Genomic DNA, 15,286 nt, shown 5'->3' on the forward strand with positions numbered 1-15,286 from the left:
TGACCGTGATAATTATCTATTGCCATAATCTGAGTCCTCGTCTGACTTATACAGCCAGATATGTCTTCAATGATCTGCTCCCAACCACATTTCAACTGACCGACGATTTGGATTTGGTCAAAAGCTTTGACGGTCCGGTTATCAATTACTCCGACAACAATGAGCTAACGGGTTTGCACATTCTGCCTCACGGTTTGCTTTTTTCAGAAAAACTCGTTGATTTTGTCCCACAGATAGATAAATCCGGTGATATTCCATTGCTTTTCCCGGTTTCAAACGGAAGAAAAGATTCGCTCGCATTCGACATATTCTCCGCCATATTTTGGATGATTTCCAGGTATGAAGAATACTTCCCGAAAGGAAAAACGGACATCCACGGTCGGTTCAGAGCAGAGGAATCTTTCGCTTTCCAGCAGAATTTTCTCCTACTTCCGGTTGTTGACTTGTGGGCACAATTGCTGGCCGATGCAATTGCAGCCGGATGGCCCCAGTGGGAAAAACCGGCACGTCGTTTTCGCTACATCTCAACCATCGATGTCGACAACGCGTATGCAATCCTGCACAAAAATATGTTGCGCCGTGTCACTGCCTCGTTTCGTTCGGTAATGAACCCAAGAAGAAACAAGCCCTTCCCTGTTCGGAAAGAGGTATTGAAAGGACGTACGCCAGATCCATATGACACCTATTCCGAGATGGAAAAGCTCCATGAAACGTACAACGTCGAAGCCGTTTTTTTCTTCCTGTTAGGTGATTACGGAAAGTTTGATAAAAATCTTTCTTACCGGAATGTCAACTACCGCGCGCTTATTCGCGATACCTCGAAGAAGGTCCCGGTAGGCATTCATCCGTCGTACAAAGCTTCCGGTTCTCCGAAAAAACTGGAAACCGAAGTCAAAAGGCTCAGTAAAATCATTGGTGAACCTCCGTTCCGAAGCCGGTTTCATTACCTCCGTCTTAAATTTCCACAATCGTACCAGTGGCTTATCGGCGCCGGAATTAAAGAGGATTATACGCTCACTTACCATTCACATCCCGGATTCAGGGCCGGAACCTGCACACCTTTTCGCTTTTACGATTTATCGACGGAAAGCGAACCCAACCTGAAAATAATTCCTACAACGGTAATGGAGGTATCGTTGAAACAGTACCAGGAACAAAATCCCGAACAAGCGGCAGAAACAATTCACCGCTTAATGATGGAGGTGAAAAATGTGAATGGTACCTTTGTTTCATTATTCCACAACGAATCGTTGAGCGATTTGGGCGAATGGAAAGGATGGAAGAAAGTCTTCCAATCGATGTTGAAAAAGGCGGCTGAACTTCGTGATGAATAAAAATCAGACAATCGACTATATTTCGTACGACAAGCTGGATGTCAAAAAATGGGACACGTGTATTGACAATGCGGTCAACGGGATCATATATGCATATTCGTGGTACCTCGATATTATGGCAGGCAAATGGGACGCATTGGTGATGGGCGACTACGAGTACGTGATGCCTTTGGTTCCGCGGCGCAAATATGGAATATGGTATCTGTACCAGCCCTATTTTACGCAACAATCCGGTATTTTTTCAGCTAACCTCCTGAATGCCGATGTGGTCGACAAGTTTCTCAAAGCGATTCCAGCTAAATACAAATTGATCGAAATTTCCCTCAACGCGTTCAATACACACAATCGCCTTCACAATTTTCAATCGGAACGTCTCGTGACGTACCAGCTCGATTTAATCCAGCCCTACCAACAATTGTGCTCCGCCTATAAAATCAACACCATCCGGAATATCCGGAAAGCACAGAAAAACAACGTTTTTGTAGATGAAAACATCGACCCGGGACTTTTTATGCGTTTTACAAAAGAGCATCTGCAGAAAAAAGCGCCGGAGTTGAAAGATGTCGACTTTCTTCGCCTACAAAAACTGGTCAGCTATTGCGTTCGCTATGGACGAGGACGCATCAGCGCAGTGTACTCCGATCACAACGAACTGTTGGCAACTGCTTTCTTCGTATGGTCGCACCACAAGCCAATCATGCTGGTATCGGCCAGTTCGGAAGAAGGGAAAAGGCAAAGCGCCATGTTCTTTATGATTGACCAGTTTATTCAGAAATATTCCGGCAACCCGTATACACTCGATTTCGAGGGCTCAACGATCGAATCGGTGGCTCGCTTTTACGCGGGCTTTGGCTCAACTCCAACTGAATACTCGTTTATTCGCCGGAATAACCTACCTCTTTTTTTGAAATGGTTTAAACAGTGAATCTGGTTCTTCCGAAAAATCATTTTTTATTATTTTCGCATAAAAATTCCATGATTCACATACTTGGCGAAAACAATTCCCTCTTCAATCAGTTCATAGCTGAAATCAGGGACGAAGTTGTACAGAAAGATTCACTCCGGTTCCGCCGGAACCTCGAACGTGTAGGAGAGATTTTTGCCTACGAAATCAGCAAACAGCTCGAATTTAAAACAGAGGATGTGACGACTCCGCTTGGAGTGGCCAAAGTTCCCACATTAGCTCAACAGCCGGTTTTGGCAACGATTCTGCGTGCCGGACTTCCGCTCCATCAGGGATTGCTCAACTATTTCGACCAGGGCGAAAACTGTTTCATTTCAGCTTATCGTAAATACGACGAAGGCGGCGAATTCCACATCGAATTTGAATATATTTCATCTCCATCCGTCGAAGACAAAATCGTCATCCTTTCTGACCCGATGCTGGCAACCGGTGCTTCGATGGAAATTGGTTACCGGGCTTTGCTTGAAAAAGGTACTCCTAAACACGTGCACATGGTTTCAGTAATTGCCAGCCAGGAAGGCGTTGATTACCTAAAGAAACACATGCCGCAAAATAATTATACACTTTGGATTGGAGCGATCGACCAGGAAATGACACCTAAATCATATATCGTACCCGGATTAGGTGATGCAGGTGATTTGGCCTACGGAGTGAAAATGGATTCGAAGAAAAAAACACATAACCGGTAATTATTTTTACACCGGTAAAATTTTATAATGCCGTTGTGCAAGAGTAACTAACGCTCCTGCTCAGCGGCTTTTTTGTGCACTACAGTTTTTCAACCGAAGAAGTATCGTCACATTCCGCAAGCATCCAGCTTATGGTTTTCCTGGTAACCGGATGAACCCGGTCCGGATAAAGTTCACTCAATGGTTCCAGAACAAAACGCCGCTCTCCCATCCGGGGATGCGGAACAACCAGGTCTGGTATATTGATGATCTGTTCTTCCACGAAGAGAATGTCCAAGTCAAGTGTCCGGGCGGCATAACCTTCCCCTATGCGTTCGCGACCGAAAAATGCTTCTACCGAAAGAAGGGTTTCTAACAATTCGTGCGGAAGCAGTTTTGTTTTCAGGGTGACAACCTGATTCAAAAACGGATCGGAATCAAAGCCCCAGGCCTCGGTCCTGTAGAGCGAAGACTCCCGCATAATAGCCCCAGCCTTCTCGATGAGTTGTTCTTTCGCTTTGCTGAATATTTCCAGCGTGTTCCCCACGTTACCTCCGAGTAAAATATCAACCTGAAGCATTCCTTTCATTTTTTCTGTAATAAAAAGCTGTACAATAATACCTATTTTAAGACGATTAATTTTAATTTCAGTTTTCGGTTACAACATATTCGGGAATGCTGGCAACCAACATTTCACCGTTGCCGAAAACATATCTTTTTTAAGCAATTACAGTACACCTAAATTCAGTAATATGAATAGTTTTTGGAAAGTTTTTTTGGCCACTTTACTGGCCATGTTCATTGGAGTTATCCTCTTCTTTTTCATTTCCATCGGCTTTCTGTCATCGCTGGCTTCATTTGCCGAGCCCACGGTGCAGGTTGCCAATAACTCAGTATTGACCCTCAAGTTGGATAACCGCATTGTTGACCGGAAATCGAATAATCCGTTTGAGGATATGGACATTCCGGTACCTGGTATCAGCTCAACTCCGACCACCGGGCTCAATCAGATTTTGCGATCGATTAAAAAAGCGAAAACAGATGACCACATCAAAGGTATCTACCTGAATCTTTCGGACATTGGTGCCGGTTATGCCACCGTGGAAGAAATCCGCGATGCTCTCAAGGATTTTAAAACATCTGACAAATTTATTTACGCTTACTCTGACAACATTTCGCAAAAAGCGTATTATCTGGCGACGGTAGCCGATAGCGTTATCATGAATCCCCGCGGCATGTTCGATTTCAGGGGACTGAGCGCACAACGGACTTTTTACAAAAAAGCCATGGACAAGTTCGGCATCGATATGCAAATCATTCGCGGCCGGAATAACAAGTTCAAATCGGCGGTTGAACCGTTCATGTACGAAAAAATGAGTGAAGCGAACCGGGAACAAACGAAAGTTTACCTCAATAGCATCTGGGATCATCTCCTCCAGGGAATCTCCGAAACGAGAAATATTCCGGTTGATTCACTTCAGGCTTATGCCAACGAAGTTCAAACCTTCCGCATGCCTCAAAAAGCGTTGAGTGAAGGATTCTTCGATAACCTAAAATACAAAGACCAGGTATTAAACGATTTGCGCGAACTGACCGGCGTTGGAAAAGACAAAGACATTCCAAGCATCGGTCCGGGTAAATACGACAAGGTACCGGAGAAGCTCGATGGCAAAGGTTTGGCGAAAAACAAAATCGCCGTTATTTACGCACAGGGTGAAATTGACCCGGGAAGTGACGGCTCTTATTACATCGATTCGAAGAAAATTTCGCAAACCATCCGCCAGGCAAGACGCGATTCAACCATCAAGGCAGTTGTCTTCCGTGTGAACTCACCCGGAGGAAGTGCCTATGGTTCGGAAGTTATCTGGCGCGAAGTAGAATTGACACAAAAAGTGAAACCGGTCGTTGTTTCCATGGGTGATTTGGCAGCTTCGGGCGGTTACTACATCTCATGTGCAGCCGGTACTATTTTGGCCGAGCCAACCACCATTACCGGTTCGATCGGTATTTTCGGAATGATTCCGAACTTCCACGATCTTTTGTCCAACAAAATCGGTATCACCTTTGACGAGGTAAATACCAATACCCACTCTGATATGCCGACTGTCAGCAGGGCAATGACTCCTTTCGAACATGACCTCATGCAGAACTATGTAGAAAAGGGTTACGAACTATTCCTGAAAAGAGTGGCTACCGGACGTGACACAACCAGCACATATATCGATGGTATTGGCCAGGGACGCGTTTGGACAGGTGAGAATGGAAAACAAATCGGTTTGGTCGACAAATTCGGTGGATTGAACGATGCGATTAAGCTGGCAGCCAACCAGGCTGGCGTCGAAAATTACCGCATCAAGGAATTGCCGAAAGAAAAAGACCCGTTCGAGGAAATCCTGAAAAGCTTCTCGACAGCCGCAAAAGTGAAAATGGCTGAATATGTGTTGGGTGACTCGTATCAAACCTGGGAAAACATCAACCGTGTTTCGCACATGAATGGTTTGTACACAATGTTGCCATACACACTTGAAATCCGATAAAATTCAATTAATTTTGCCATATAAAAGGGAGAACACAGGTTGTTCTCCTTTTTTTCTGTCTTGATAAAGTAGTAACTTAGTCTTCTTCGCGAAACAACGAAAAGCGATAAGATTTCACTGTTGCTTCGGATACAAAAACGATTGTGAAAAAACTGATATTCATACCTCTTTCGTGGTTGTATGGCCTTGTTGTCGCCATTCGGAACCGACTCTTCGAAATGGAGATTCTCCATTCGAAGGAGTTTTCCATTCCCACGATCTCGGTCGGCAATATTGCAGTTGGCGGAACCGGCAAAACCCCACACACCGAATACCTGGTCCGGTTACTTCATCAGGAATTCAAAGTGGCCACCCTTAGCCGGGGATACAAACGAAAAACCAAAGGATTTCACATTGCCCGAGTCGATTCAACGGTGAATGAAGTGGGTGATGAGCCTTTGCAAATCAAACAGAAATTTCCGGAGATAACCGTTGCCGTCGATGAAAAAAGAGTGCACGGCGTAGAAGAGTTACTTAAATCAGAAAAGCATCACCGTCCTGAGATTATCCTGCTCGACGATGCATTTCAACACCGCTACATCAATCCGGGTGTAAATATTCTGCTGACCGAATACAGTCGTTTGGTTACTAAGGATCATCTGTTGCCTTACGGCAGACTTCGTGAAAAAGCCTCGAACCGCATTCGGGCGAATATGATTATCGTAACCAAATGCCCGGGCGAACTCAAACCGATCGACGAGCGTATTATTACGAAAGAGCTGGATATAAAGCCATTTCAGTATCTCTATTTCACAACGCTGGAATATGGTGCACCAGTCCCGGTTTTTCCCGGTAAGGTAAGAGAAGCTTATTCTCACATCGATTCGGCTGTTTTATTGGTTACGGGTATTGCCAACCCCGAACCTTTGAAGGAATATTTGCGGCATCGGACGGTCGAAATCCACGAGATTGCTTTTAGCGACCACCGCAATTTTACCCCAAAAGACATGGAACGAGTGGAAGAACGTTTCATTGAGATTCAGTCACCTCAAAAGATCATCATTACAACAGAGAAGGATATGATTCGGATAAAAGGCCTGAACCATGTCCCTGATATTGTCAAAGAGAGTTTACATTATATTCCACTGGAAATTAAATTCCTGAATGACGGCAAAAAGAATTTTGACCGAAAAATACTGAACTATGTTAGAGAAAATAAAAGCAACTTCGACCTATATTCAAGAGCAAACCGGGTATGAGGCTGAAGTAGGAATCATCCTGGGCACAGGATTGGGCGGTTTGGCGAAGGAAATCGACATTGAGCATTCACTGAATTATTCCGACATCCCGAACTTTCCGGTCTCGACTGTTGAAGGACATGCCGGAAGACTGATATTCGGACACCTTGGCGGGAAGAAGATCATCGCCATGCAGGGACGTTTTCATTTTTACGAAGGGTACTCGTTGCAAGATGTTACTTTCCCGGTCCGTGTGCTACGGATGCTGGGTGTGCGTAAACTCATCGTTTCCAACGCCAGCGGTGGATTGAATCCCGAATACAAAGTGGGCGACATCATGATGCTCACCGACCACATCAATATGTTTCCGGGCAACCCGCTGATTGGCCCCAACATGGAAGAACTGGGACCGCGCTTCCCCGATATGAGCGAAGCCTATAACCTACACCTCCGCAACCTGGCGCGGAAAATTGCTCTGAAGAATGACATCAGCCTTGAAGAAGGTGTGTACGTTGGCGTAGCAGGTCCGACTTTCGAAACACCGGCTGAATACAAGATGTTCCGTGTACTGGGAGGTGATGCAGTCGGTATGTCGACCGTACCCGAAGTAATTGTGGCCCGTCATATGGACATCGACGTTTTCGGTATTTCCATTGTGACCGATAGCGGTGTGCCCGGCGAAATCGTCGAGATATCGCACGAAGAGGTTCAGGAAGTGGCAATGAAAGCCGAGCCGAAGCTTTCACTCATCATCCGCGAACTGATACGACAGATGTAAATATCCTTCCGGGAAACCGGAACGGAGAAAATTATACAAACAACCGCACCAACTTATCCGGAGGTAAGCACCTTCGGATATTTTTTTGCTTGCCTTTTGTTATTCTAATACTGATTAAAATAAATTTTAATCATGGTTAAATTATTTTTTAATCTTGATTAAAACTAAAAATAACCATGATTAGAATTAGAAAAGGTAAGTACATCTAATATAAGATGTGCAGATGTTTTCGGCAGAACATCAGCTTCCTAGCAACAAAAGCAGGATACCCGCCAGAATGCCGAACAGCAGGAGAAATTTCCGACGTATGTTTTGCTCACGGAAAAGGATTGCTCCCAAGGCAAATGTGATGATTACCCCTCCCCTTCGCAAAGCGGAAATGACTGAAATTAAAGAACCATCGAGCGAAAGCGCATAGAAATAAAGAAAATCGGCGGTTACAAGAAACAGCCCGATGAACGGAATGCTCCAACGCCATTGAAACGGCGTGTTCTTTTTCCGTCGCGGATACCAAATGAACAACAGGATGGGCAATAACAGCACGACCTGGTAGATAGAAAACCACGCCTGTACAGCCATCCGGTCGAAGTGGCGGATGAGGAATTTATCGTACAAACCGCTTATCGCGCCAAGCAGTGTTCCGGCAATAATGAACATCACCCATTTATTGGTCCGAAAGTGAATTCCCTCGGTCTTCCCCGCCAGGGAAAACAGGTAAAAGAAAACCAGCGTAACCGAAAGTCCAATCCATTGGAGCGGAGAAAGATGCTCCGAGAAAACCAGAATCGCACCAATCAATGTCCAAACCGGCCCGGTGGCCCGGATGGGCGTTACAATGGTGATGGGCAAATGTTTCATGGCAAAGTAGGCGAACAACCAGGATGAGGTTACAATCACTGCTTTCAGAAAAATAAAACCATGCTGTTCAAGCGGAATCGACGGAATGAAAAAGAGTGACTGACGAAAACCTTCGGGCGCGAAATGAGATAGCAAGAGTAAAGGCACAAACAGCAATGCCGAAGTAACAGTCGAGAAAAAGAGCACCGGAATGACTGCGTTGTCTCTCAACGACCACTTCTTAAACACATCGTATGTACCCAGAAAAAGCGACGATATCGCCCCAAAGATTGCCCACATAATCTGTTCGTTTCGAAGCCACAAAAATAGCGGGTATCAATTAGCAGAGTATCATCAGGGTTTTATGGAATGGTTAATAAAAAAGGAGATCCCGAACGGAACCTCCTTTCATAAAATACCTATCATTTGCAATTAGAAGGGGAATTCGTCCTCCTTCAAATCCGATTTTGCTTTTTCGGTTTCCGGCTTCTTCGCCTCCAGGTGTTTCGGATTTCCGTCGACATAGATGGCTTTGTGCGGGGTTACCGGGCATGCATGCTCACAGGCACCGCATCCTACACAAATGTCTTCGGTAACTTCGGGAATGACCAAATCGCCATAAGGAACCATGTGCACTGCTTTGGTGGGACAATGCTCCGAACAGGCACCACAATCGGTTCCATCGGTTTCCACGATGCAATTCGCCTTAATGAAATGTGCTTTCCCGATTTGCGTCACGTGCTTCTGCTCTACCGTTAGTGGCTTGATTGCACCGGTAGGACAAACTTCACCACAGGTGGTACAATCGAAGTTGCATAAGCCAGTATGGAAGTCCATGTGTGGCTGCAACATGCCGGCCAGGCCGTATTCCAGGAACGATGGCTGCAACACTTTACTCGGACAGGCACTTACACAAAGCGAGCAGCCGGTACAAATATCGTTGAAACGTTCAATACTTTCGGAGCCGGGAGGCGAAACCGCGTATTGCTTATTTTCCGGAATCTTCCCTCCGTTGCTGGAATGAACAGTAGTTGAATCCTGTTGAGTGACAGCTGCGGCCTGTACCTTCTTCACCGAGGTCAAACCAGCTACAGCCGCCATTCCGGCTCCGGCCGTAAAGAGGAAACTCCGCTTACTCATTTGCGGTCCTTTCGGTTGGGCAACCATCACATCCACCGGTTTCAATTCAACAGCTTTATCCTTCTTCCCTTTCCGGGAAATCCGGTAAACGGCCGCATCTTCGGGACAGGTATCGATACAGTTATAACAGGCAACGCAACGACTGTAGTCAATTGTTTGCGTTTTGATACTGATGCATTCTGCTTTGCAAACACGCATGCACTTGCCGCATTTCGTACAAGTATCGTGATCCAACTCAATCTTGAAAAGGGAATATTTTGAAAGAAACCCAAGTACGGTTCCTACCGGACAAACACTGTTGCAATAAAGACGTCCCCGGTTGAATGCCATGACAATGACCAGGATGAAGAACAGCAATGTAGTTCCCAGGACAGTCAACTGTACCGGCGCCAGGTCGTACTGATACAGAATCGAATACACATCGGCGGACGAAAGTGCGGCTGCGCCCAAATTATTCAGCCAAACCACAATCGGTTTAAAAAGGTACGAAGCAATTCGTCCGAACAAACTATACGGATCGAGCACCGTCAGCAAGGTGATTCCTCCGAAAAGAACGACCAACAACAACACTCCCAGAATGGAGTACCGTGTGATGGTCCATGCCTTTCGAAATTTGTAACGGTGCTTTTTCTTCACCTTCCGGGAAAACCATGAAACTACATCCTGCATAATGCCTAGTGGACAAATGGCGGAACAGTACACCCGCCCAAACAGGAGTGTCAAAGCTAACACAGCAATCAGTCCCCAGGCAACCACACCGGCAACGGTAATAGTCTTCATCAAAGCCGGCACAAATTGCAGCGAAACAGCCCATTGATAAAAGGTCTCTCCGAAAGTACTCCGGAAGTCAATGAATACTGCCGAGAGTAACAGAAAAAAGAACAGGGCCAGCACGACCCTGATTTTTTTTAATATAGATAGTTTCATCAAATCTTATTCGTTAGGAAAGTTAAGCAAGAGAAACGTTACACGACAATGCGTTTAATATTCAGCTTACTCAGATCCATCGTTCCAAAGCCCGCTTCGGCGGCAATTTTAATGTGATTAATTTTAGCCGGATCCATGCCCAGGAATTTGGCCGCAGCTGCATCGGCTGCTACAATGTCTGTGGAAATTAACTGACTCTTCAACGTCACCACATCATCCAGCGAAACACCGACCGGACCATTCTGTTTCATCATGCGGTAAGCATCCACCACATTCAAATCGGGTTTGCGGAAATGCAGGAAGTCGGCGATGCATTGGTGCAGATCGTTCTTGTGGTAATACCCCCGGTCCCAAACACATCCCATCAAATTCTTCATAGATATGGTTGCTCTCGAAGAGCTGTGGTTTTTCAAAACAGGTACGTTGATAAACACATCGGTATCGAGCATCAGTTCATGAACATCAGTCTGTTTCAGCTTGACTCCACCTTTGACATTGACCTGCTTATAGTATTTTTCGCTGTTTCCGGGAACCATTTTTCCACCTGCCTCAGCTACCGCCTGCTCAATTCCGGAGTGCTTGTAACACTTCGACCATTCGTGACAAGTATGGTCGAATACCAATACCTCTTTGGCACCGGCATCCAGACAGTGCTCAACGATACGTTTCACCAGTTTTGGATTGGTGTTTCCGGCTCTTTCCGGTGTCCGGTCCCAACCAATGTTTGGTTTCACCAGCACACGTTGTCCGGGCTTAACAAAACGGGACATTCCTCCCAGTGCAGCAATTCCCTTGTCGAACATTACTTCAGGCTCTCCCCCGCGAATGGCCACAAGGTCAACATCAGTCTCAGCCTCAGCCGCCAGCAAGCTGTTGGCTCCGCCTAAACTCAGGGCTGCTCCGGTTGCTACTCCGGCGCCCACACTTGATCGAATGAAATCTCTGCGCTTCATAGTTTGGTTCTTTTTAAATCAGACTTAAAACTAATGAAAAAGATCATGTCGATCATACATTAAGTTCTATGAGCCACTGATTTAGAACTAGTTTAAATATATATAAACCTTCATACTTATCATTCAATGCGATCCGTTAGTACACAGGTCTTTCGGAAGTATCTGGTTTGTCCCGAATTATTGAACGCTTCGATGGCAATGATGTATATCCCCAGTTCCGCCAGTTGCCGATTGTCTTTTCGTCCGTCCCAAACCAATTCACTGGCAGCAGCCAGTAGTTCATTATCACTTAGTCGGCGGATTTCGCGACCGGCGGTATCGAATATCCGGATGTTGGCCGCCCAGCCCGGTTCGCCCGGAGAAAGGTGAATGATTAGTTGATCGTTGTAACCGTCGTCGTTTGGCGAGAAGATTTTGGGCTCAATCTTCAGCCATTCGGCAATCGACTCATCCTCTACCATCGACGAATTGGCGTAGCCCGGTGTCGCGAATCCAGCTGTGGCTGCGGTCGAAAGCCAGTTCCCTTTCTCGTTTGCTTCTCGTAAAAAATTTCTCCGCTCCAGCGAAACGCCTGATTCATTGGCCACCAATGGATGATGCATAGCATGATCATAACTGAATTCTTCCAGAACTTCCATCCTTCGGTTCAGCAACACCACTTTCCCGGCATCATCGGGAAGCGAAGGGAACTCATTCATCTCAAGAAAACAATCCGGACACTCGGTGAAATACTGACTCTTTACTTTATTCGTATTGATTGACAATGCCGCATATTCTCCTGCATCGAGCATTCGCGGTACATCTGAAATTAGCGAAACCTGCTTCAGCGCCAGCGAGTCATTCCGGGTCGCCAGAAAAAGTCCTCCCAAATCAACGACATCGGGACCGGGATTGAAGAGTTCCACAAAATCAACACCGTCTGGGAACGGATTGAATAACACTTCGCTTAATTTCAACTCGCCCGGTTGTAAGAACCGATAAGTGAAATCATAATCGCCACCTTCGGTTTGATTGCCGCATTCATCCGTGAAAGCAGAAAGGTGAAGTGTATAGGAATTCCCTTCCTGAAATGTTCCTTCCGGGAAGAAAAATTCAACCGTTTTGCGATTTGAAACGGTAGTGCTGTCGGTATGATAATCCTTTCTGGAAAAAGAAATATCCGGCAAGGCCGAGAGGGATTCGCTGAACCAAACGGATAATTGACGATCTGATTCTACCCGAATGCCTAACACCTGAGGCGGAATTTCATCCGGATTGGCTTGCTGCATTGAATTAACCAGCCCCGGCGTTCCACCTGCTAAGGCCACCGAAGCCATCCAGTTTCCAGAGGGACCGCACATTCGATTGGGATCGATACGTTCCAACGACCAACCTCCTTCTTGCTTTTCGGCCTCAAAGAAATCATTGTCGTAATACATCGAATCCACCGAAACTCCCTCATTCGATACTAGAGACAGAGCGAATTCGCTGTTTCGTAGCGACAGGCCGGGAATTTCATATACCATTCCGTAATCACTCAACAACGTGCTGTCGCCGGTTCCAACCAACAAAATATAGCTTTGGGGAACCATGATAAGTGATGGCAATTCTTTTTCCGAGTTATCGATGTGAAGCTCCCATCCTTCGATCTTCAATGGGAAAACGTTGTTGTTAAAAAGCTCGACAAACTCCGCTTCCGGCAATCCCTGTGACGGCGACGGATCGGCCATTACTTCCGTGAAAACAATATCACCCAATTGGGCCGGCAAGGCAAACGGAAAAACGATAGTGGTATCGTTTAAAGCAAAACCTTGTTCATCGGAAATGGAATTGATTGCTAACCGTAACTCCCAATCCGTCGGTGGTTCCATTTCCAGAAAAACGGAGGCCGGATAAAACCGATCCGATCGAACATGACTGATATTCATCGAAGTGCCCTGACTACTCGTTAACGTGTACTTTTGCAGAGAAAGCGCTTCATCCATCATCTTCTCGGAGAACTGCACCTTTATTTCTTGTGGCGATACAGCGGTAACATTGCGGACAAAAGGAGCTGTGTTCTCTAAATCGATGGCGATGTCATCGAGCCAGAATTGTCCGCTGTGCGCCGCGGAGAACCGGAAATAAGCACCAGTAGCCTGCATGATTAACGAGGGAGTTTCCTCCGCTTCTTCATATTCCACCGACCAGCTACTGCGACTTTTATCCCGGTAGGAAAAATACCAGACACCTTGCGGTGAATGAGTAATTTGCAACATCACTGTCTTTCCTTCGTCCCATACCATCCGGGTTTTTAAAATTTCCTCAGTCGGTTCTCCATTTTGAAAACGAACCAGCGTCAGGCGGTTGTCTCTGGTCAACAGGTTAACACCTGCCACGTAGCCCGATGCCACAGACAATTCGGTCGTATCGGCGCAAAGCCAAAATCCTAAAGCTTCATCGTCTGTAGGAGCCCAATCGCCATTGGAAAGTGTTACCTCCCAACTGAAATTTCCCGCGTTCAAATCAACCGGCTCAAGGGGATGACTGACATAACTTTCTCCACCCCGACCAAACACAAAATGACGCAACGAATAGTTTCCGTCGACCACTTGTTGACTATCCAGTGCCCAGCTTTGATAGGTTTTCCAGCTATCAAGCTGACCGTTTTCGAAGTTTTCGTGAAATAATGTTGCAGAGAATAGATTGGTCAGCTTACAAATTGTAAGTAAAATAATCGTAAACGTTGATCGCATGGTAAGGTTAGCGTTAGGAAAAAGATTAATTTTGGCGTTGTATCTATGTCTCGATCAAGTAAATCAGACAATGTTATATTCAAGTTAGTAAATTCAGTAGTATTATGAAAGTAGCAATTGTTGGTGTTAGTGGTGCTGTTGGACAGGAGTTTCTCCGAGTGCTCGCCGAACGGAATTTTCCGATGGACGAACTGGTGTTATTTGGCTCTGCCCGCAGTGCTGGTCGAACCTATGAGTTTAAGGGCAAGCAACTGGTGGTTAAGGAACTGAAAGAAGGCGACGATTTTAAAGACATCGATATTGCACTTACATCTGCCGGGGCCAGTACTTCCAAGGCTTTCGAAGAAACGATCACCAAGCATGGAACGGTGATGATTGACAACTCCAGCGCGTTCCGTATGGATATTGACGTACCATTAGTTGTTCCGGAAGTAAATCCGGAAGATTGTAAAAATATGCCGCGCCGAATTATCGCCAACCCGAACTGTACGACTATTCAGATGGTGGTAGCGCTGAAAGCGATTGAAAAGCTGTCACACATTACCCGGGTTCACATTGCCACTTACCAGAGTGCCAGTGGTGCCGGCGCATCAGGCATGGCCGAACTGGAAGAGCAGACCAAAGAGGTAGCCAATAACCAGGAGCCAACCGTAGAGAAATTCCAGTACCAGCTGGTCAACAATGTAATTCCGCACATCGACGTTTTCCTCGACAATGATTACACAAAGGAAGAGATGAAAATGTACAACGAAACGCGGAAGATTATGCACTCGGACGTGCAGGTTAGTGCCACCGCTGTTCGTGTGCCAGTCATGCGCTCTCATTCCGAAGCGATCTGGGTGGAAACCGAACAGGAAATTTCTGTCGATGCCGCACACAGAGCTTTCGAAGAAGCTGAAGGTATTGTTGTTATCGACAATCCTGCGGAGAAGAAATACCCGATGCCTCTGTACCTTTCGGGAAAAGACGAAGTATTTGTGGGCCGTATCCGGAAGGATATCAGCAACCCGAAAGGTCTTACTTTCTGGACGGTTTCCGACCAGATTTTAAAGGGTGCCGCATTGAATGCCGTACAAATTGCTGAATACCTGGTCAAAGAAGGCATTATTAAATAACGATAGAAATTCAATTGAACAGATATCAAAGCCACTTCTCAGAAGGTGGCTTTTTTCATTCTAGGGCCGACTTTAGCTTCACGCCTAATTTTTTCTTCTTCC

General features: G+C 46.0%; 12 protein-coding genes. 7 read left to right on the forward strand and 5 right to left on the reverse strand.

Annotated elements, in window-relative coordinates; translation table 11 throughout:
• Positions 1-5: 5 nt before the first annotated feature.
• From CLV93_RS03005 to upp, 3 genes are read left to right on the forward strand one after another with little or no spacing between them, the layout of a single operon-like run.
• Entirely contained in the window at positions 6-1,334 is a 1,329-nt protein-coding gene (locus CLV93_RS03005; protein WP_170288137.1) for a polysaccharide deacetylase family protein, read from the forward strand.
• Positions 1,324-2,259 (forward strand): hypothetical protein, encoded by a 936-nt coding sequence (locus CLV93_RS03010; RefSeq protein ID WP_146141934.1) that lies wholly within the window; start codon positions 1,324-1,326, stop codon positions 2,257-2,259. The genes CLV93_RS03005 and CLV93_RS03010 overlap by 11 nt, the downstream gene beginning before the upstream one ends.
• A 50-nt stretch (positions 2,260-2,309) precedes the next feature.
• Entirely contained in the window at positions 2,310-2,987 is a 678-nt protein-coding gene (gene upp, locus CLV93_RS03015) for a uracil phosphoribosyltransferase (RefSeq protein WP_106540821.1), read from the forward strand.
• 79 nt (positions 2,988-3,066) lie between these two features.
• Here the strand turns inward: upp and folK are convergent, their stop codons facing one another.
• A complete protein-coding gene (folK, locus tag CLV93_RS03020) occupies positions 3,067-3,555 on the reverse strand; it encodes a 2-amino-4-hydroxy-6-hydroxymethyldihydropteridine diphosphokinase (RefSeq protein ID WP_106540668.1) in 489 nt (162 codons plus the stop codon).
• Between the two features lie 163 nt (positions 3,556-3,718).
• On the opposite strand from folK, the gene sppA reads away from it, so the two are divergent.
• From sppA to CLV93_RS03035, 3 genes are all read left to right on the forward strand, one after another.
• Complete coding sequence (sppA, locus tag CLV93_RS03025; protein WP_106540669.1) at positions 3,719-5,503, forward strand: signal peptide peptidase SppA; 1,785 nt, start codon at positions 3,719-3,721, stop codon at positions 5,501-5,503.
• Positions 5,504-5,646: 143 nt separating this feature from the next.
• A complete protein-coding gene (lpxK, locus tag CLV93_RS03030; RefSeq protein WP_211297725.1) occupies positions 5,647-6,741 on the forward strand; it encodes a tetraacyldisaccharide 4'-kinase in 1,095 nt (364 codons plus the stop codon).
• The gene (locus CLV93_RS03035) at positions 6,686-7,498 is read left to right on the forward strand and encodes a purine-nucleoside phosphorylase (RefSeq protein WP_106540671.1); all 813 of its coding nucleotides are present in this window, start codon (positions 6,686-6,688) and stop codon (positions 7,496-7,498) included. The genes lpxK and CLV93_RS03035 overlap by 56 nt, the downstream gene beginning before the upstream one ends.
• Before the next feature lie 240 nt (positions 7,499-7,738).
• Here the strand turns inward: CLV93_RS03035 and CLV93_RS03040 are convergent, their stop codons facing one another.
• The 4 genes from CLV93_RS03040 to CLV93_RS03055 all read right to left on the reverse strand — a co-directional run bounded on the left by CLV93_RS03040 (position 7,739) and on the right by CLV93_RS03055 (position 14,069).
• Positions 7,739-8,635 (reverse strand): EamA family transporter, encoded by an 897-nt coding sequence (locus CLV93_RS03040; protein WP_106540672.1) that lies wholly within the window; start codon positions 8,633-8,635, stop codon positions 7,739-7,741.
• A 132-nt stretch (positions 8,636-8,767) separates the two neighbouring features.
• Positions 8,768-10,402: a 4Fe-4S binding protein gene (locus tag CLV93_RS03045; RefSeq protein WP_106540673.1), complete on the reverse strand. Its 1,635-nt coding sequence runs from the start codon at positions 10,400-10,402 to the stop codon at positions 8,768-8,770.
• Between the two features lie 38 nt (positions 10,403-10,440).
• Positions 10,441-11,355 (reverse strand): DUF362 domain-containing protein, encoded by a 915-nt coding sequence (locus tag CLV93_RS03050; protein ID WP_106540674.1) that lies wholly within the window; start codon positions 11,353-11,355, stop codon positions 10,441-10,443.
• Positions 11,356-11,474: 119 nt separating this feature from the next.
• Positions 11,475-14,069, reverse strand: coding sequence for a T9SS type B sorting domain-containing protein (locus CLV93_RS03055; RefSeq protein ID WP_106540675.1), 2,595 nt, complete (start codon positions 14,067-14,069; stop codon positions 11,475-11,477).
• Positions 14,070-14,173: 104 nt separating this feature from the next.
• Here CLV93_RS03055 and CLV93_RS03060 point away from each other — a divergent pair, with 104 nt between their 5' ends.
• Positions 14,174-15,184 (forward strand): aspartate-semialdehyde dehydrogenase, encoded by a 1,011-nt coding sequence (locus tag CLV93_RS03060; RefSeq protein ID WP_106540676.1) that lies wholly within the window; start codon positions 14,174-14,176, stop codon positions 15,182-15,184.
• Positions 15,185-15,286 lie beyond the last annotated feature (102 nt).

It is taken from the genome of Prolixibacter denitrificans, from assembly GCF_003014495.1.
GTDB lineage: Bacteria > Bacteroidota > Bacteroidia > Bacteroidales > Prolixibacteraceae > Prolixibacter > Prolixibacter denitrificans.